The following is a 17889-nucleotide window of genomic DNA, read 5'->3' as shown; positions in this document are numbered from 1 at the left end:
GGATCCGGCCCGGTTCAGCGCCGGCCGTGCTCGCCGAGGATCATGACGCTGAAGGCGGCGGAGGCGAAGGCCCCCACCGCACGGACGGCGCTGCGGACGGGGTGGGCCGCGGGGGTACGCGGCGCGGAGGAGCGGGGCGCGGTGGCGGTTGCTGTGGTCATGTATCCATGATGGTTTTCCGGCGGTCGTGAGGCGTCAGGCTGTGGTCGGAACGTGCGCCGCGGTCGCGTACGACTCAGGAACCGCCGCCTACGACTCAAGAACCACGGGATCCCCTACGGGATGAGGAGACCGCGTCCCGGACGCGCGGGAGAGCGAGGCGGACCGACATGACGACCCGGTGGAGTCTGACCGTCGACTGCGCGGACCCGGCGGCGCTGGCCCGGTTCTGGGCGGTGGCGCTGGGCTACGTCGAGCGGCCGGCGCCCGAGGGGTTCGCCAACTGGCCGGAGTGGCTGCTGCACCACGGCGTCCCGGAGGAGGAGTGGAACGACGGCGCGTACCTCTCCGACCCGGAGGGTATCTCCCCCGGCCTCTCCTTCCTGAAGGTGCCGGAGAGCAAGGCGGTGAAGAACCGCCTGCACCTGGACGTGCAGGCGGGCGGGGGGCGCGAAACCCCGTGGGAAGTGCGGTGGCCGCGCGTACTGGCGGCCGTGGAACGGCTGACCGCCGCCGGGGCGACGGTGCTGCGCGAGGAGAGTCTTCAGGGCAGACCGGACCATCTCGTACTGGCCGACCCGGAGGGGAACGAGTTCTGCGTGGTGTGACGGCGGCCTGCCCGCGCAGGCGCTACGCCGGGACCGGGCCTTCGGCGAGCCCGTCCAGCCGCCGGTTGATCTCCTGCGCGAACTGGGCCGCCTCCGCTACGGAGATGGAGCCCAGGGAGATCCGGTGGCGGGGGTGTTTGCAGGCCGCGCACGCAGTCCTTCTTGTCGCACGTCCTTGTCGCACGTCGTCGCCAACACGGTCGGCTGGGGGCCGATCCGCTACGCCGGGACACGGGCTCGGCGGCTCCGGGCCCAGGAGAACTTACCCGTGGCGACAGCGTTCGGGCCGGGCCGTGCACTCCTGTGGGGAGGAGCCCGGTCCCGCTGCCTCCGGCCCGGGGCGTCAATCCAGTATCTGGGTCAGTTCGCTGTGGGTCGAGGTGTGTACGAGTCGGCCTTGTGCTCCGTTGACAAGGGGCAGGTACGGCGGAACGTGACCACACTCGACATCGGCGATGACCGGGACGTTCAAGGGGCCAAGTGCGTCCAGGACAGCCTGGTGCTGGGTGAGTGAGGGGGCGTCAGGTGCTGAGGTCCGGCCGACGAGGATCGCGTTCGCCCTGTCGAAGAAGCTCGCCAGCCGCATACCGTGCAGGTTCCTGCAGATGGTGAAAGCGTCGTCGCCGGCCGCTTCGACGTAGACGAGGAGGCCTTCCGGGGCCTCGGCTCGCGCGAAGGCGGAAACGTCGAGATAGGCCGTGCCCGTGAGGTTGCAGAGCGTTTCAATACAGCCGCCGATCAGGCGTCCTTCGACCTCCACGTCTCCCTCGGCGTCCAGCCTGGCCCACCTGCCGGGCGTGTCAAGTGTGTAGGTGCGAACGTCAGGTTGGGCGCTGTAGTCGTCCCAGCCCGTGGCCCGGTGGCGGTCGGGCGGAGTCTGCATCAAGCGGTTCCCTTGCGGAGCGGCGACGATGTCGAGCCACGTCAGGAGCCCATCGGGCGCCCGGTAGGGGGTGTCCATCAGGTTGTTGCCGTGCACCGTCGCTGTTCCGGTGAGGAGGGTGAGCGGCGTGATGAGGGTCGACATGTCGGAGTACCCGACGAGCCAGGTCGGCTCGGCTGCTCGCAACCGGTCCCAGTCGAGCAGGGGCAGCAGGTCGATCGCCGTCTCCCCGCCCCAGGGTGGCACCACCGCTCTGATGCCGGGTTCGGTCAGCATCGCCATCAGTTCCTCGGCGCGGTCTGCCGCGGGGGCGCTGACGTGACCGGAACCGTCCATGCACTGGCCGACCACCACGTCGTAGCCCCGGGCCTCCACATCGCGCACGGCCACGTCGAGGCGCGCACGCAGCCCGTTGGCGACTCCGCTCGAAGGAGAAGTGATGCCGACGCAGTCGCCGGGGCGCAAGGGGCGTGGATATCGAACCGTCATGCGCCGGATTCTGGCACGGCGGCACGGGGGCACCCGAGCGCTTTTCCCGAGGGCCGCCGGGTACCAAAAATCAGCCTCGGAAGCCTCAGATGGGAAAAGCCATCCGCGCCCCCGCCCCCTCCGGCGACACCAGGGCACTGCCCTCCGGGGTGAGTTCGGCTCGCAGGGAGTGGAGGGGGAAGCTGCCGTGCTCCTCCCAGGTGCGGCGGACGCGTTCCAGGGCGTCCCAGAGGTGGCGGGGGCCGCTCTGGTGGACGGTGCGGGGTGGGGGGCCGTCCTCCGCCCGTGCCCAGGAGCCGTCCGCCGCCAGCAGCCACACCATCCGGCGGCCGGAGTCGGGGTGGATGGCCGAGCGGATCTCGACCCCGGGGGTGTCCAGCTCGTAGAGCCAGCGCAGTTGCTGCTCCTGCCACAGGTCGGGGACGGGCCCGTCCGGAGGGCGTACGTCATCGCCTTCGCGCACGCGGGCGGCGGCGAAGACGTCGTTCAGTCCCGGCGGGTACTCCGCCTCCCGCCGGGCCGCCATGAACATCGCCGGGTCGGGGTGGACCCTGCCCCGTGCGGTGCCGTCGCTCCCCATGTCCGCCGTGATCAGCAGGGAGGTACGGGCGATGGTCGTGACGAGCCGCCCGCCGGGGCGAAGGGCGCGGAGCCATGACGCGGGGACCGGGCGTACGGAGACGGTTGCCATGATCCGGTCGTACGCCGGGTCCGGGAGTTCCCCGGTCGCGTCGAGCGCCGCCAGGTGCGGCGTGCGCCCGAAAGCGGCCAGGCGCATACGGGCGGCCTCGACCAGGTACGGGTCCACGTCCACGCTGGTCACGTTCGCGTCCCCGAAGCGGCGGGCGAACAGGGCGGCGGAGTGGCCGGGGCCCGTGCCCACGTCCAACACCTGATCCCCCGGCCGGACATCGAGCCGGTGCGCCATGGACACGATGAGCCCCGGCAGGGTGGACGACGAGGTGGGATCGCCCCTGCCGTGCTCGCCGGGGGCGGCGTGGTCGGCGTGGAGGGGGCCGACGCGGGTCACCAGCGTTTCGTTCGCGTACGCGGTGTGCAGCAGCTCGGGGGAGTCCCCGGGGAGATCGGCCAACTCCCACTCCGGGGCGGGGCTGTGCGGGATGCGCTGCCACCAGCGCGGAACGAGCAGGTGGCGGGGGGTGTTGCGTACGGCGTCATGCCAGGCGGGGGACTTGGCGGTCACCTGGTCGGCGAGTGCTCCGGCGGCTTCGGTCCAGGAAGGTTCAGTCCAGGAAGGTTCGATCCAGGAGGGTACGGTCCAGGAAGGTTCTTCGGGCATGCGGTCTCTTCTCGTCGGGCGCCGGCCCTGGCCGCGCCCAGGCAGGATCCGGCCCGTCCGGCCGCCGCCGTCGACCGGCGCGGTCAGGCAACGTGCGCCGGGCGGTACGGCGTGGCCTCGGCGATGAGGAGGGCCACGTCGTCGTGGTCGTCGGGGTGCCGCAGGGCGTGCAGGAGCCACTGGCAGGTGTCCTGGAGGGCCCGGCGTGGTTGGTCGAGGGCGCGGAGCAGGACGTCCAGGCGTTCGTCGATGGCGTGCTGGCGGGTCTCGACGAGGCCGTCGGTATAGAGGTGGAGCCGGTCGCCGGGGCCCAGGTCGAACGCGATGGTGTCGAAAGGGACGCCGCCGACGCCGAGGGGCGCGCCGGTGGGCAGGTCGAGCAGTTCGGGACGCCGCCCGGGACGTACGAGAGCGGGCGGGAGGTGGCCGGCGTTCGCGATGTGGCACCGGCGGGTGTGCGGGTCGTAGACGGCGTAGAGACAGGTGACGATGTAGTGCTCAAGGCCGCGGGTGATCTTGTCGAGGTGCTGGAGAACTTCGTCGGGCGCCAGGTCGAGATCGGCGAAGGCGCAGGTGGCGGTGCGCAGGCGGCCCATGGCTGCGGCGGCGTCGATGCCGTTGCCCATCACGTCTCCGACCACCAGGGCGGTCTTGTCGCCGGTGAGCGGGATGACGTCGTACCAGTCCCCTCCGACCTCGCAGGATGCCTCGGCCGGCTGGTAGAGCGAGGCGACCTCCAGACCCGCGAGTTCGGGCGGGCAGCCCGGCAGGAGACTGCGCTGGAGGGTGACGGCGGTGTTGCGGATGCTCTGGTGCCAGCGGGCGTTGTCGATGGCCACGGCGGCGCGGGCGGCGAGTTCCCCGGCGAGGATCACATCGTCCTCGTCGAAGGGCAGCGGGTTGCGGGCCCGCAGCAGGTCGAAGGCGCCGAGGACCTCGTTGTGCGCGATCAGCGGCACCGCCAGATAGGAGTGCACCCCCGCCCGTACGAACCGTGCCGCGGCCTCGGAGTCGCGGGCGATGCGCAGGAGATCCTCCCGGCCGGTACGGGCGACGATGACGGGCTGCCCGGTGTGGACGCACTGGGTGATCAGACGGTCAGGCCCGTACGCCGCCAGGTCCCCGACCTTGTCCGCGGCCGTGGTGGCTTCGGTGGGATAGGCGGACGCCACGGCGAGGGCGCGGAACAGCTCCGTGCCCTCGTCGGAGACGGCGTTGCGGCGGAAGGCCAGCACCGCATCGAGGACGTCGACGGCGGCCACATCGGCGAGTCCGGGAACGGCGACATCCGCCAGTTCCTGGGCGGTTCTCTCGACCTCCAGGGTGGTGCCGACGCGGGCGGAGGCGTCGGCGATCAGTGCCAGGCGGCGCCGGGCCCGGTCCGCCTCGGCGGTGGCCCGGTGGCGTTCGCTGACGTCGACGATCGAGGTCGCCACCCCGATCACCCGGCCGCCGGAGCTCTCCAGCCGGTAGTACGAGACCGACCAGGCGTGATCGTGGTCCGGGTCCGCCGGGGTGCGGCCGACTGCGTACTGGTCGATCAGGGGGGTGCCGGTGGTCAGGACCTGCCGGAGCGCGGATTCGATGGTGTCGACGTCGAGGAAGGGCAGGATGTCGTGGGGCCGGCGGCCGGTGTGGTCGGCCGCGCTCACGCCGTTGATCCGTTCCAGGGCGTCGTTGACCAGGATGTAGCGCAGTTCGGTGTCCAGGAGTGCGATGCCGATGGGGGCCTGCGATACGAGGCGCTGGGACAGCGCCAGATCGGTCTCGACGCGCTGCAGTCTGCTCTGGTCGGCGGCGATGCCCAGGGCGTAGACGTCGCCGCGGTCGTCCAGCAGCCGCATGTTGCGGAACTCCACCAGGCGCGTGCTGCCGTCCTTGTGCCGGATCGGGAAGGCGCCGGCCCAGCCCGCGCCGGTCGTCATCACCTCGGCGAACAGCTTGGTCACCGTGGTGCGGTGCTCCTCGCGGACGAGCAGCCGGGACGCGTACTGTCCCAGGGCCTCCTTCGCGGTGTAGCCGAACACCTCGTTCGCCTGCGGGCTCCAGAAGACGATCCGCCCCTGGAGGTCCAGGACGATCGCGGCCACACTCAGCAGATCGAGCAGTCCGCCCGGCGGCGACGGCCCGTCGACCCGGTCCTCATTCTCTCCAGTCGGCTGCTCTTCAGTTAGCTGCTCTTCAGTCGGCTGCTCTCCAGTCGGCTGCTCTCCAGTCAGTGGCTCTCCAGTCGGCGGCGGCTTGTCAGCTCCCATACCGGACAGCTCCCTCCTGCCGCAGCCCCGCCGGCCTTGCCCGCGAGACCTTTCCTTCCATGCTGCGCCCGAGCGGGCCGGAGCACGATCAGGGAGGGGCTTCCGCCTCCGGCGACCCGGGATTCTGCTGTGTACGGGGTGCTACGGAGAGTGGGAATTCGGGGCTCTGGGGCCGGTGATGTGTGAGCCCGCGCATAGGGCCCGCGTCACATAGGACGCCGCCTAGTAGACCCGCGGCGGACCTCCCCCTCCTGTACGGGCTCCCATCCCACCCCTGTCCGTTTTATCACTACATAAGGTCGTAGATCACATCATTGCCAGCGGCAGGGGGCCTCCCGCACGGTGTTGGACGTACCGGGGAGCCGAGCGCCGGACCGGGCGGAACACACCGCCCGCCATCCCGGCACCGGCCCCACGACACGGACCACGGCCCCAGCGCCCCACCCGTGCCGCCGACCCCCAGTCGGCCTCCCCAAGCGAACGTCCCACCACCTGGAGAGGTACCCCCATGACTGCCACCACCCGCCGCACCCTGAACCTCCGCCGCACCGCCATCACCGGCATCGCCGCCGCCGGCGCCACCGCCTGCGCCCTCTCACTGGCCCCGCACGCCCACGCCGCCGAACCCACCCCCGTAACGGCCTCCGCCGCCGTCACCGCCCAGGTCGCCAAGCAGGCCCACCACGCCGAGAAGGCCGCCCACGCCACCCCGGCGGTGAAGCACAGCCCCAAGGCCAAGCACGTCGACACCGTCGCCGCGATCGTCAAGGACAAGAAGTACAGCAACAACCTCGACGGCTGGATCAAGGAATCGCTGGCCATCATGAAGGCCAAGCACATACCCGGCAGCTACGACGGCCTGCACCGCAACATCATGCGCGAGTCCAGCGGCAACCCCCACGCCCAGAACAACTGGGACGTCAACGCCCAGAACGGCATCCCCTCCAAGGGACTCCTCCAGGTCATCCAGCCCACCTTCGACACCTACCACGTCAAGGGCACCAAGGACAGCCTCACCGACCCCGTCGCCAACATCGTCGCCGCAGCCAACTACGCCGCCGACAAGTACGGCTCGATGGACAACGTCAACTCCGCCTACTGACCCGGCAGAACAAGACGGACCAAGACGGAACGACCGCACCCCCACGACCACCTGAGTCCGTGGGACGGTCGGCTCCCCCGGGAGACGGCAGGACTCAGGTCCTGGTGAGGGCTGGAACAGGTTCATGGGTGAACCTGCTCCAGCCCTCACCCCTTTCCCCCGACACCCCGGTCAGCTCTTCCGTCCCCCCGGCCAACTCCCCCGGCACCCCGTACGGAAAAACCCGTTGGCCCCCACCCCCGCCCCCCGACTACAATCGCCGTTTCCCCCGCCTCCCCCAGGGAGCGCCGCCGCCCGGACGGAAACCGGCGGCCGCCACGTCGTGATCAGCCGTACCCGCCCGGAGGCCCCACCGTGTCCACGCACGTCACGCAGGACATTCCCGACGACACACTCGGCGACGAGCCCGCCGGTCCCCTCGCCCGCGAGCGCGCCCATCTCACCGGATCCCGCGCGGCCCTGCGCGCGATGCGGGAGGACGTCGAGGGGCTGGACATCCGCGACGTCGCCGCGAACTGGGTCAACGCCGCAGTCCTGCAAGCGCAGATCGACGACCGCATCAAGGCGCTCGCCGACCTGTCGCACACCCCGCTCTTCTTCGGCAGGCTCGACTACCTGCACGCCCCCGGCGCGGAGGTCGCCGAGGGCGGCGAGGGCGAGCGGTTCTACATCGGGCGCCGCCATGTGCACGACGCCGAGGGCAACCCGATGGTCATCGACTGGCGCGCCCCCGTCTCGCAGCCCTTCTACCGGGCCTCCACCAAGGACCCGATGGACATCGGGCTGCGCCGCCGTTTCGGCTACACGGGCGGTGAGCTGACCGCGTACGAGGACGAGCACCTGACCGCCCCCGCAGCGGCCGACCAGCACACCACCAGCAAGCTGCTCCAGGCCGAGATCGAGCGGCCCCGTGTCGGGCCGATGCGCGACATCGTCGCGACCATCCAGCCCGAGCAGGACGAGATCGTACGGTCCGAGCTCGGCGGCACCGTCTGTGTCCAGGGCGGCCCCGGCACCGGTAAGACCGCCGTCGGGCTGCACCGGGTCGCGTATCTGCTGTACGCGCACCGCGAGCGGCTGGCGCGCACCGGCACCCTGGTCATCGGGCCGAACCGGTCCTTCCTCCAGTACATCGAGCAAGTCCTTCCCGCCCTGGGTGAGTTGGAGGTCAAGCAGGCCACCGTCGACGATCTGGTCGCGGGCGTCGAGATCCGGGGCACGGATACCGCCGAAGCCGCCGTCATCAAGGGCGACGCCCGGATGGCGGAGGTGCTGCGCCGGGCGCTGCGTTCGCATGTGACGCTGCCGACCGAGCCCGCGATGGTCGTACGGGGTTCGCGCCGCTGGCGGATCCCGGCGTACGAACTCGAAGAGATCGTGGGCGAGTTGCTGGCCCGCGACATCCGCTACGGCGCCGCGCGCGACGCGCTCCCGCAGCGCATCGCGCACGCCGTGCTGGTACGGATGGAGCAGGCCGGCGAGGCGCCCGACGACCGGGTGCAGGACGCGGTGGCCCGTAACCCCGCGGTGAAGGCCGTGGTCAAGGCGGCCTGGCCGCAGGTCGATCCGGACAAGCTGGTGCTGCGGCTGCTCGGCGACGCCGAGTTCCTCGCCGTCCACGCCGAAGGCATCCTGACCGACGACGAGCAGCGGACCATCCTGTGGCAGAAGCCCGCACGGTCGGTGAAGTCCGCCAAGTGGTCCCTGGCGGACGCGGTGCTGATCGACGAGGCGGGCGACCTGGTGGCCCGTACGCACTCGCTCGGCCATGTCGTACTCGACGAGGCCCAGGACCTCTCCCCCATGCAGTACCGCGCGGTGGGCCGCCGCTGCACGACCGGTTCGGCGACGATCCTCGGCGACCTGGCGCAGGGCACCACGCCCTGGGCGACGTCCGGCTGGGCCGAGGCGCTGCACCATCTGGGCAAGGGCGACGCGCATGTGGAGGAGCTGACGGCCGGTTTCCGCGTGCCGCGCGAGGTCATCGCGTACGCCTCCCGGCTGCTGCCGCACATGTCGCCGGGGCTCGCGCCCGTCTCGTCGGTACGGGAGAACCCGGGCTCCCTGGAGGTGCGGGCGGCCGACGAACTGGACGCGGCGGCCGTCGCCGCCTGCCGTGACTCGCTGCGCCACGAGGGCTCGACGGGGCTGATCGCGGCCGACGCCCGTATCCCCGCCCTGTCGGCGGCGCTGACGGCCGCGGGCCTTCCCCATCTGGACCCCGGTGAGGAGACCAGCGCGGACTCCCGGCTGACGCTGGTGCCGGCCTCGCTCGCCAAGGGCCTGGAGTACGACTACGTGGTCCTGGACGAACCGGCGGCGGTGGTGGCGGGCGAGCCCGACCTGCGCACCGGGCTGCGCCGCCTGTATGTGGCGCTCACCCGGGCGGTGTCGGGCCTGATCGTGACGCACTCACTGCCACTGCCCGAGCAACTGGGCTGAGGCCCCCGGGGGTTGGCCTGGGCCCCGGCCGGGACTGGACTTGCGGCCCCGGGGCGGAACCCCGCACACCTCAGCCGCGGTCCAGCGCGCGCCGCCACTCCCGTACCGCGTCCGCGTCGACCGGCAGCTCCCAGCCGCCCGGCCGGGCAGCGCCACCGATGTGTACGGCGTCGACCCCGCCCGCGAGCAGCCGGGGAAGGTGTTCGAGCCACAGCCCGCCGCCGACCAGGATCTGCGCCTCGTACCCCGGCTGGCCGCTGCGCGCCGCCTCCGCGAGCAGGGTCGGCATGCCGTCCGGGACCCCGGTGGGCGAACCCGCTGTGAGGTAGGTGTCGAGGCCCGGCAGGTCGGCCAGCTCCTTGCGGAGCGCGTCGCGGTCGGCCGCGCGGTCGATTGCCCGGTGGAACGTCCACGGGCAGCCCTCGATCTCGGCGACGATCCGCTCGACCGCGACCAGATCGGGGTTGCCGTCGGCGTCCAGGAAACCGAGCACGAACTGGTCGGCGCCCTCGGCCCGCAGCCCCCGTGCCGCCGCCACGAGCGCGTCGACGTCACCGGCCGCGAACCCGTCGGCGAGCCGCAGCATCACGCGCAGCGGGATGTCGACGGCGGCGCGGATCGCCGCGAACGTCTCACGGGACGGTGTCAGACCGTCGGCCGCCATGTCGGTGACCAGTTCAAGGCGGTCGGCACCACCGGCCTGGGCGGCGACCGCGTCCTGTGCCGAGAGCGCGATCACCTCCAGGACTGCACGGTTGCTCATCAATTCCCCATCTTCGATCGAGCCGCTTCGATGGCTGCGGTCTACGGTCTACAGGTCTAGTCCAGTGGACACCTTACGGCCCGGCCTCGCGCCCTCGCAGCCCGCATCCGGCTCCCCGAAGTGGTCCGGCACCGGCACAATGGGCCTCATGTCGCAGGCCGCGCCCCACGATCTCGCCACCCGCTGGCACCAGGCCCTCACCGCAGCCCGCGGGGGCGCCACCGAGCCGGACGTGCCCGATGCGCGCCCGTACGCCGAGAACCTGCTCGCCCGCTGGGCCGAGCCCCACCGCCGCTACCACACGACCGCCCACCTCACCGCCGTACTGGATCACATCGACACCCTGGCCGGGCACGCCTCCGACCCGGCGGCGGTACGGCTCGCCGCCTGGTTCCACGACGCGGTCTACCGGCCGGACCGCTCGGAGAACGAGGAGCGCAGCGCCCAGCTGGCCGAGCGGGCGCTCACCGAGGCGGGGGTCCCGGAGGCCCGTACGGCGGAGGTGGCCCGGCTGGTCCGGCTGACCACCGGCCACGACCCGCGGCCCGGCGACTCCAACGGCGAGGTGCTGTGCGACGCGGACCTGGCGATCCTGGCCTCGGCCCCGGACGCGTACGCGCGGTACGCGGCGGCCGTACGGGAGGAGTACGCGTTCGTACCGGACCGGGCGTTCCGCGAGGGGCGCTCGGCGGTCCTGCGGGAGCTGCTCGGGCTTCCGGGGTTGTTCCACACGGACCACGGGCGGACGCGGTGGGAGCCGAGGGCGCGCCAGAACCTGGCGACGGAGCTGGAACTGCTGACGCTCTGACGGGTGGCCCAGGGACACCCGGGAGCCGTCCGATGGGCAGCCGACGGGCGTTCGAAATCCGTCCGGCGGGACGCGGCCGGGCCCGGCGGCGCGCAGCAGCGAGCGCGCCCCCGCCGTCCACAACAAGCCACCCGCTCAGCGGCAGACGTCGCCCCGGCTGCGCGCGTTGGCCAGCGCGTTGCGGGCGATCAGCTGCTCACGCGCGGTGACTGCCCGGAACGCGTCATCGGGGCACTGCCACTCGGCGCCACCCGCCGGTGGCCGCAACCGTACGAACCCGTCCTCGCGCCCGATGACCTCACCGACCTGGCCACATCGGGTGTCCATGACGTACGCGCCGTTCACCGGCCCGCCGTCCGCCTCCTGGGCATCTGTGCTCACCGTCATGTCTGTCCTCCTCCCCCAACTCCCCCGTGACATGCACAGCGTGACCATGCACCACCCGCCCGCACCACCGGGACACACCGGACCTGCACCACCTGGCCACATCATCCGGCCACTCCGGAGCCGGCCGGGCGTGTCCCGGAGAGCAGCCGGGCGTCTCCCGGAAAGCGGCCGGGCGTCTCTCGGAGAGCGGCCCCGGGCGGGCTTGCCGTCCGTCCGCTGCCCGCTTCCGCGAAGGGAAGCCCGAGCGGGAATGTCATCTGCCACCCCGTGGTTGGCACCTGGCATGCCCGCTTCCACCGAACGTGCCCGTATGCCGCTCGCCGTCCACATCCTGGGGCTCGCGGTCTTCGCTCTGGGTACCAGTGAGTTCATGCTGTCCGGGCTGCTGCCCGACATAGCCGACGACATGAGTGTGTCCATCCCGCAAGCAGGTCTGCTGATCTCGGCCTTCGCGATCGGCATGGTGGTCGGCGCCCCGCTGCTCGCCGTGGCCACCCTGCGGCTGCCCCGCCGCACCACCCTGATCTCCCTCATCACCGTCTTCGGCCTCGGGCAGGTGGCGGGCGCCCTCGCCCCGAACTACGCGCTGCTCTTCGCCTCGCGTGTCATCAGCGCCTTCGCCTGCGCGGGCTTCTGGGCCGTCGGCGCCGCTGTGGCCATCGCGATGGTCCCGGTGAACGCCCGTGCGCGTGCCATGGCCGTGATGATCGGCGGCCTGTCCATCGCCAACGTCCTCGGGGTCCCCGCGGGCGCGTTCCTGGGCGAGAACCTCGGCTGGCGCTCGGCGTTCTGGGCGGTCGGCGCCGCCTCCGCCGTCGCCCTCGTCGGGGTGGCCACGCTGATCCCCCGGATCCCGCTGCCCGCCGAGCGGCCCCGGCTCCGTACCGAGCTGACCATCTACCGCGACCGCCAGGTCTGGCTGTCCATCGTCATCACAGCGCTCGCCGCGGGCGGGGTCTTCTGCGCGTTCAGCTACCTGGCATCGCTGCTCACGGATGTGGCGGGTCTCGCCGACAGCTGGGTTCCGACGGTGCTCGCGCTCTTCGGCGTGGGCGCGCTGGTCGGTACGACGGTGGGCGGCCGGGTCGCGGACGCGCACCTCTTCGGTGTCCTGCTGACCGGCATCGCGGCCTCGACGGCCTTCCTGGTCGCGCTGGCCCTGCTGGCCCACCACCAGGTCGCGGTGGTGGCCCTCGCGTTCCTGCTGGGGACGTCGGCGTTCTACACGGCCCCGGCGCTGAACGCCCGGATGTTCAACGTGGCGGGCGCGGCCCCCACCCTGGCGGGCGCCACCACCACGGCCTCCTTCAACCTGGGCAACACGGCCGGTCCCTGGCTGGGCGGCCTGGTGATCAGCGGCGGCTTCGGCTTCGCGGCGACGGCGTGGGCGGGGGCGGCCATGACCGTGGTGGCGATCATCGCAGTCACACTCTCCCTGCGGCTCCAGAAGTCGCAGTCACGGGTGGTGGCCCGCTCGTCGGACCTGGTCCCGGAGGCGGTTGCGACGGAGAGTGTCTGACCCGGCCGGGTCAGGGTTGCTGCGTCGTTCACTCGTCCGTGGGACGCTGAGCGAAGCGGTGCGATGCCCTGCCGCTGTCGATCTACGCTCGCCCCCGTCGGGCCACCGAAGAAGGGAGTCGCGATGACCGCCGCGATGGCCGAGAACGACCGGATGCCGCACCGTCGTCCGTGGGACGACCTGCTGCGGGCCTGGCGGGAGCTGGACGTGCCCGAGGGGTGGCGCGCCGAGATCGACGGAGGGCAGATCCTCGTGGTACCGCCGCCACACGCGCATCACAACGGCATCGCGGAATCGGTGCAACGCGTCCTCTACCGGACGCTCGCCGCCGAGCTGGGCATCTATCAGACCCTCGGCATCCACATCGCCCCGCTGGGGAAGCTGTACGTACCCGATCTCGTCGTCATGCCGAGGGTGCTCATCTCCGCAGCCGACCCCGACACCAGCGATCCCGTGGACGCAGCAGAAGCGCTGCTCGTTGTCGAGATCACGTCGAGGGGCAACGCCAAGGACGACCGGACCAAGAAGCTCTGGGCCTACGCCCACGCTCCCGTGCCTGCTTATCTCCTGATCGACCGGTTCGATGAGCACGGCCCGACGAGCACGCTCTTCAGCGCGCCGCTGAACGGTGCGTACAAGCACAGCGAGCGCGTCCCGTTCGGCGAGCAGCTGAAGCTGCCGGACCCCTTCGGCGGCGTCCTGGACACCGGGACCTTCCCGGTCTGACAGACCCTCCTACGCCGGCCGCCCCTTCGGCCGGCGCAGGCCCGCGTCCGTGAGTCTGCGGACCAGTTCCTTCGAGCCGATCTCGACCGCTCCCGCCGCCACCGCGTCCGCGTACCGGTAGGACGGCAGGTCGTAGTGGTCCCGTTCGAAGGCGCGGGCCGGGCAGCCGAGCGCCGCTGCGAACGTGTGCAGTTCCTCGTACGAGACATCGCTGACCAGGTGGGACCACATCCTTCCGTGGCCGGGCCAGGTCGGCGGGTCGATGTACAGGGTCACGAGAGCGAGCCCACCGGGGCGACGATCACGGCCTCCTTGGCGCAGACCCAGTGCGGGTCGGGGCCCAGTTCCGGTTCGACCTCCAGGGCGTGCGGGTCCTGGCAGACCGGGCAGAGCGGCCAGCGGCCGTACCGTTCGAGCAGCGCGTCCTGGACGTCCTGGGCCACCAGACCGGCGACGAACTCGGCACCCTCCGGCCACTGCTCCACCCACCAGCGGCGATGCGTCACCGCGTCCTCCACCAGCGAGACCACATCGGCCTCGGCCACATCGCGGGAGGCGAGATCGGCGAGCACCAGCGCACGCGCCACGTGCAGGGACTGTTCGAGAGGGGTCACGGGGTCCATGCGCCCATTGTCCCCGGTCGCCCGTGAAAGCGGTTGCCGAACGGTACCGGGAGGGGTTGACGCCCCCAGGGTGTGAAAATACCTTTCATCTGTGACCAACAACGTGAAGGAAATTTTCACCGGCACCTCCGCCCCTCCCGCCCCCGCCGCCCTGGCCGCCAAGGTGCGCACCCTGGCCCCCTCCATGACCCGCTCGATGCAGCTCGTCGCCGAGGCAGTCGCGGGCGATCCGGCAGGCTGCGCGGCCCTCACGGTCACCGGTCTCGCCGAACTCACCGGCACCAGTGAGGCCACCGTGGTCCGTACGGCCCGCATACTCGGCTACCCCGGTTACCGGGATCTCCGGCTCGCCCTCGCCGGGCTCGCGGCCCAGCAGCAGTCCGGCCGGGCGCCCGCCGTCACCGCGGACATCGCCGTCGACGACCCGATCGCCGAAGTCGTCGCCAAGCTCGCCTACGACGAGCAGCAGACCCTCGCCGACACGGCCGCCGCCCTGGACACCGTCCAGCTCGGCGCCGCGGTCTCCGCGCTCTCGGCCGCCCGCCGCATCGATATCTACGGCGTCGGCGCCTCCTCGCTGGTCGGCCAGGACCTCGCCCAGAAGCTCCTGCGCATCGGCCTGATAGCGCACGCGCACAGCGATCCGCACCTCGCCGTCACCAACGCCGTGCAGCTCCGCTCCGGTGACGTGGCCATAGCGATCACCCACTCCGGCGCGACGGGTGACGTCATAGAGCCGCTGCACACCGCCTTCGAACACGGGGCGACCACGATCGCGATCACCGGCCGCCCGGACGGCCGGGTCTCGCAGTACGCCGACCACATCCTCACCACGTCCACCGCCCGCGAGAGCGAACTGCGGCCCGCCGCGATGTCCTCCCGTACCAGTCAGCTCCTGGTCGTGGACTGCCTCTTCATCGGGGTCATGCAGCGGACGTACGACCGGGCGGCGCCGGCGCTCTCCGCTTCGTACGAGGCGCTCGCGCACCGCCACACCCCGCGCACCAGCAGCCGCTGAGCCGCCGCCCAGCCCCGCAGCGCCCCTTCACCCGACCGCCCCACCACCTCACCACCGCACCGCGCACAACCGCAGAAGCGCTGAACCGGAAAGAGCCGCACCATGACCTCCACCGCCTCCAACAACTACGGGGCGCTGCGCGCCCAGCTGGCCACCCTCACCACCGAGGCGTTCCGGCCGGAGCTCGCCGAGATCGACCAGCTGCCCACCGAGGAGATCGCCCGGCTGATGAACGGTGAGGACGCCACCGTCCCGGCCGCCGTCGCCGCACAGCTCCCGCAGATCGCCGCCGCCATCGACGCCATCGCCGAGCGGATGGCCCGCGGCGGCCGGCTGGTCTACGCGGGCGCCGGGACCGCGGGCCGGATGGGCGTGCTGGACGCCAGCGAGTGCCCGCCGACCTTCAACACCGACCCCTCCGAGGTGCTGGGCCTGATCGCGGGCGGCCCGTCCGCGATGGTCAAGGCGGTCGAGGGCGCCGAGGACTCCAAGGAACTCGCGGCGGCCGATCTGGACGCGCTGCGCCTCACCGCCGACGACACCGTGGTCGGCATCTCGGCGTCCGGCCGTACCCCGTACGCGATCGGCGCGGTCGAGCACGCGCGGGCACTCGGCGCGCTCACCCTCGGCATCTCCTGCAACGCGCAGAGCGCGCTGGGGGACGCCGCCGAGCACGGCATCGAGGTCGTCGTCGGGCCCGAACTGCTCACCGGGTCGACGCGGCTCAAGGCGGGCACCGCGCAGAAGCTCGTCCTCAACATGGTCTCGACGATCACCATGATCCGGCTCGGCAAGACGTACGGGAACCTCATGGTCGACGTACGGGCGTCGAACGAGAAGCTGCGTGCCCGCTCACGCCGGATCGTCGCGCTGGCCACGGGCGCCGACGACGCCGAGATCGAGGAGGCGCTGACCGCGGCCGGGGGTGAGGTGAAGACCGCGATCCTCATCGTCCTGGGCACGGTGGACGCCCCCACCGCCACGCACCTTCTCGAAGCGGCCGGGGGACATCTGCGTGCCGCGCTCCGGTCGACGGGGCCCGCAGCAGTTGACTGACGCACCATGAGCACTCCCCGTACTCCAGAAGACAAGAACGCCGACGGCAGGAACCGCGCCGTCGCAGCCGCGATCCTGCCGCTCGTGGGCGGCGCGCGGAACGTCACCTCCGTCGTCCACTGCATGACCCGGCTGCGGCTCGGCCTCGCCGACCGGTCGCTCGTACGGGAGGAGGCGCTGAGGGCGCTGCCCGCCGTCATGGGTGTGGTCGACGACGACACGTACCAGATCGTGCTGGGGCCCGGCACGGTCGCCCGGGTCACGCCGGAGTTCGAGGCACTGGTGGCGGAGGGCCGGGCGGCGGGGGCGGAGCCGGACGGCGTGCCCCCGACCGCACCGGGATCGAACGGCGCACCCCCAACCGCACCGGGATCGAACGGCGCACCCCCAACCGGGCACCCCACCGGAGCGCCCACGACGGGAGCCGCCACCCCCGCGAACGCGGCCACGGCCACCGCCGGGGAGCTGGCCGCCCAGGGCGCGGCCATCAGGGAGGCGCGGAAGGCGAAGAACGCGACACCGTTCAAGCTCTTCCTGCGGAAGATCGCGAACATCTTCATTCCGCTGATCCCCGCCCTCATCGGCTGCGGCATCATCGCCGGCATCAACGGCCTGCTGATCAACGCCGGCTGGCTGCCCGGCGTCACCCCGGCGCTCGCCGCCATCGCGTCCGGCTTCATGGCGCTGATCGCGGTCTTCGTCGGCTACAACACGGCGAAGGAGTTCGGCGGGACGCCCATCCTGGGCGGTGCGGTCGCGGCGATCACCGTCTACGCGGGCGTGACCGGCGTGACCGCGTTCGGCGAGAAACTCTCCCCCGGCCAGGGCGGTGTCCTGGGCGCTCTGGGCGCGGCCGTGCTGGCGGTGTACGTCGAGAAGTGGTGCAGACGCTGGATGCCCCAGTCCCTGGACGTCCTCCTCACCCCCACCCTCACGGTGCTGGTCTCCGGCCTGGTCACGCTTTTCGGCCTGATGTACGTGGCAGGGCAGGTGTCATCAGCCATCGGCACCTTCGCCACCTGGCTGCTGGCGCACGGCGGCGCGGGCGCGGGCTTCGTCCTCGGCGGTCTCTTCCTCCCACTGGTGATGCTCGGGCTGCACCAGGCGCTGATCCCGATCCACACCACGCTGATCCAGCAGCAGGGGTACACCGTGCTGCTCCCCATCCTGGCCATGGCGGGCGCGGGCCAGGTCGGTGCGGCCCTCGCGGTCTATCTGCGCCTCCCGAAGAACCCGTCGATCCGCAGAACCATCAAGTCGGCGCTCCCGGCGGGCTTCCTGGGCGTCGGCGAACCGCTGATCTACGGCGTCTCGCTCCCGCTGGGCCGCCCGTTCATCACCGCGTGCGTGGGCGGCGCGTTCGGCGGCGGCTTCGTCGGCCTCTTCAACCAGCTGGGCACCACGGTCGGTTCCACGGCGATCGGCCCCTCGGGCTGGGCCCTGTTCCCCCTGCTCAAGGGCGACCACCCCCTGACCACGTCGATCGCTGTCTACGCGGGCGGACTGCTGGCCGGTTACGTGGTGGGCTTCACGGCGACGTACTTCTTCGGCTTCAGCAGGGCGCTGCTCGCGGAGTTCAACGTCGAGGCGGAAGAGGCGGTGGCGACGGCGGCGGCTCCGGCGGCCCCCGGAACAACAACGGCGGCCCCGGAGGAGGCACCGAGCACGGCCTGAACCGGCGGGGACGGTGATGGATGGCGGGGAGACGGTTCCAAGGTCGCCCCCGCCATCCATGGCCGTCAACGACGGCT

The 17889-nt window shown here is 71.8% G+C and carries 18 protein-coding genes; 9 read left to right on the top strand and 9 right to left on the bottom strand.

Going from position 1 to position 17889, the window contains the following annotated elements:
- Window positions 1-14: 14 nt before the first annotated feature.
- A complete protein-coding gene (locus ACWGKJ_RS08140; RefSeq protein WP_385019356.1) occupies window positions 15-161 on the bottom strand; it encodes a hypothetical protein in 147 nt (48 codons plus the stop codon).
- A 168-nt stretch (window positions 162-329) separates the two neighbouring features.
- Here ACWGKJ_RS08140 and ACWGKJ_RS08135 point away from each other — a divergent pair, with 168 nt between their 5' ends.
- Window positions 330-767 (top strand): VOC family protein, encoded by a 438-nt coding sequence (locus tag ACWGKJ_RS08135; RefSeq protein WP_385019358.1) that lies wholly within the window; start codon window positions 330-332, stop codon window positions 765-767.
- A gap of 22 nt (window positions 768-789) precedes the next feature.
- On the opposite strand, the gene ACWGKJ_RS08130 is transcribed toward ACWGKJ_RS08135, so the two are convergent.
- From ACWGKJ_RS08130 to ACWGKJ_RS08115, 4 genes are all read right to left on the bottom strand, one after another.
- Window positions 790-951 (bottom strand): hypothetical protein, encoded by a 162-nt coding sequence (locus ACWGKJ_RS08130; RefSeq protein ID WP_385019360.1) that lies wholly within the window; start codon window positions 949-951, stop codon window positions 790-792.
- 159 nt (window positions 952-1110) lie between these two features.
- Window positions 1111-2139, bottom strand: coding sequence for a S66 family peptidase (locus tag ACWGKJ_RS08125; RefSeq protein WP_385019362.1), 1029 nt, complete (start codon window positions 2137-2139; stop codon window positions 1111-1113).
- Between the two features lie 85 nt (window positions 2140-2224).
- Window positions 2225-3439, bottom strand: a complete 1215-nt coding sequence (locus tag ACWGKJ_RS08120) for a methyltransferase domain-containing protein (RefSeq protein ID WP_385019364.1) — start codon at window positions 3437-3439, stop codon at window positions 2225-2227.
- A gap of 83 nt (window positions 3440-3522) precedes the next feature.
- A complete protein-coding gene (locus ACWGKJ_RS08115) occupies window positions 3523-5694 on the bottom strand; it encodes a SpoIIE family protein phosphatase (protein WP_385019366.1) in 2172 nt (723 codons plus the stop codon).
- Between the two features lie 508 nt (window positions 5695-6202).
- Between ACWGKJ_RS08115 and ACWGKJ_RS08110 the strand changes: the two genes are divergently transcribed.
- Window positions 6203-6796, top strand: a complete 594-nt coding sequence (locus tag ACWGKJ_RS08110; RefSeq protein ID WP_385019368.1) for a transglycosylase SLT domain-containing protein — start codon at window positions 6203-6205, stop codon at window positions 6794-6796.
- A gap of 354 nt (window positions 6797-7150) precedes the next feature.
- Window positions 7151-9238 carry a HelD family protein gene (locus tag ACWGKJ_RS08105; protein WP_385019370.1) on the top strand — a complete coding sequence of 696 codons (2088 nt, stop codon included), beginning with the start codon at window positions 7151-7153 and terminating at the stop codon, window positions 9236-9238.
- Window positions 9239-9308: 70 nt separating this feature from the next.
- Here the strand turns inward: ACWGKJ_RS08105 and ACWGKJ_RS08100 are convergent, their stop codons facing one another.
- The gene (locus ACWGKJ_RS08100; RefSeq protein ID WP_385019372.1) at window positions 9309-10001 is read right to left on the bottom strand and encodes a copper homeostasis protein CutC; all 693 of its coding nucleotides are present in this window, start codon (window positions 9999-10001) and stop codon (window positions 9309-9311) included.
- Window positions 10002-10140: 139 nt separating this feature from the next.
- Between ACWGKJ_RS08100 and ACWGKJ_RS08095 the strand changes: the two genes are divergently transcribed.
- Window positions 10141-10809, top strand: a complete 669-nt coding sequence (locus tag ACWGKJ_RS08095; RefSeq protein WP_385019459.1) for an HD domain-containing protein — start codon at window positions 10141-10143, stop codon at window positions 10807-10809.
- Window positions 10810-10944: 135 nt separating this feature from the next.
- Here the strand turns inward: ACWGKJ_RS08095 and ACWGKJ_RS08090 are convergent, their stop codons facing one another.
- Window positions 10945-11196 (bottom strand): hypothetical protein, encoded by a 252-nt coding sequence (locus ACWGKJ_RS08090; protein WP_385019374.1) that lies wholly within the window; start codon window positions 11194-11196, stop codon window positions 10945-10947.
- A gap of 310 nt (window positions 11197-11506) precedes the next feature.
- Between ACWGKJ_RS08090 and ACWGKJ_RS08085 the strand changes: the two genes are divergently transcribed.
- Both ACWGKJ_RS08085 and ACWGKJ_RS08080 read left to right on the top strand, forming a co-directional pair.
- Window positions 11507-12715, top strand: coding sequence for a Cmx/CmrA family chloramphenicol efflux MFS transporter (locus ACWGKJ_RS08085; protein ID WP_385019461.1), 1209 nt, complete (start codon window positions 11507-11509; stop codon window positions 12713-12715).
- A gap of 123 nt (window positions 12716-12838) precedes the next feature.
- The gene (locus ACWGKJ_RS08080; protein WP_385019376.1) at window positions 12839-13441 is read left to right on the top strand and encodes a Uma2 family endonuclease; all 603 of its coding nucleotides are present in this window, start codon (window positions 12839-12841) and stop codon (window positions 13439-13441) included.
- 9 nt (window positions 13442-13450) lie between these two features.
- Here ACWGKJ_RS08080 and ACWGKJ_RS08075 read toward each other — a convergent pair whose 3' ends face one another.
- On the bottom strand, window positions 13451-13717 hold the full coding sequence (locus ACWGKJ_RS08075) for a DUF4031 domain-containing protein (protein ID WP_385019378.1): 267 nt from the start codon (window positions 13715-13717) through the stop codon (window positions 13451-13453).
- Complete coding sequence (locus tag ACWGKJ_RS08070; RefSeq protein WP_385019380.1) at window positions 13714-14064, bottom strand: hypothetical protein; 351 nt, start codon at window positions 14062-14064, stop codon at window positions 13714-13716. Before ACWGKJ_RS08070 ends, ACWGKJ_RS08075 begins: the two co-directional genes overlap by 4 nt.
- A 91-nt stretch (window positions 14065-14155) precedes the next feature.
- On the opposite strand from ACWGKJ_RS08070, the gene ACWGKJ_RS08065 reads away from it, so the two are divergent.
- The 3 genes from ACWGKJ_RS08065 to ACWGKJ_RS08055 all read left to right on the top strand — a co-directional run bounded on the left by ACWGKJ_RS08065 (window position 14156) and on the right by ACWGKJ_RS08055 (window position 17812).
- Window positions 14156-15082 (top strand): MurR/RpiR family transcriptional regulator, encoded by a 927-nt coding sequence (locus tag ACWGKJ_RS08065; protein WP_385019382.1) that lies wholly within the window; start codon window positions 14156-14158, stop codon window positions 15080-15082.
- A 102-nt stretch (window positions 15083-15184) separates the two neighbouring features.
- A complete protein-coding gene (gene murQ / locus ACWGKJ_RS08060) occupies window positions 15185-16138 on the top strand; it encodes an N-acetylmuramic acid 6-phosphate etherase (protein WP_385019384.1) in 954 nt (317 codons plus the stop codon).
- A 6-nt stretch (window positions 16139-16144) separates the two neighbouring features.
- Window positions 16145-17812 (top strand): PTS transporter subunit EIIC, encoded by a 1668-nt coding sequence (locus ACWGKJ_RS08055; RefSeq protein WP_385019386.1) that lies wholly within the window; start codon window positions 16145-16147, stop codon window positions 17810-17812.
- The last annotated feature ends 77 nt before the right edge of the window (window positions 17813-17889 follow it).

The sequence above is a fragment of the Streptomyces sp. NPDC054757 genome (genome assembly GCF_053612185.1).
Note: the sequence above shows the minus strand (reverse complement) of the source record. Positions and strands in the feature narration are given on the sequence as shown.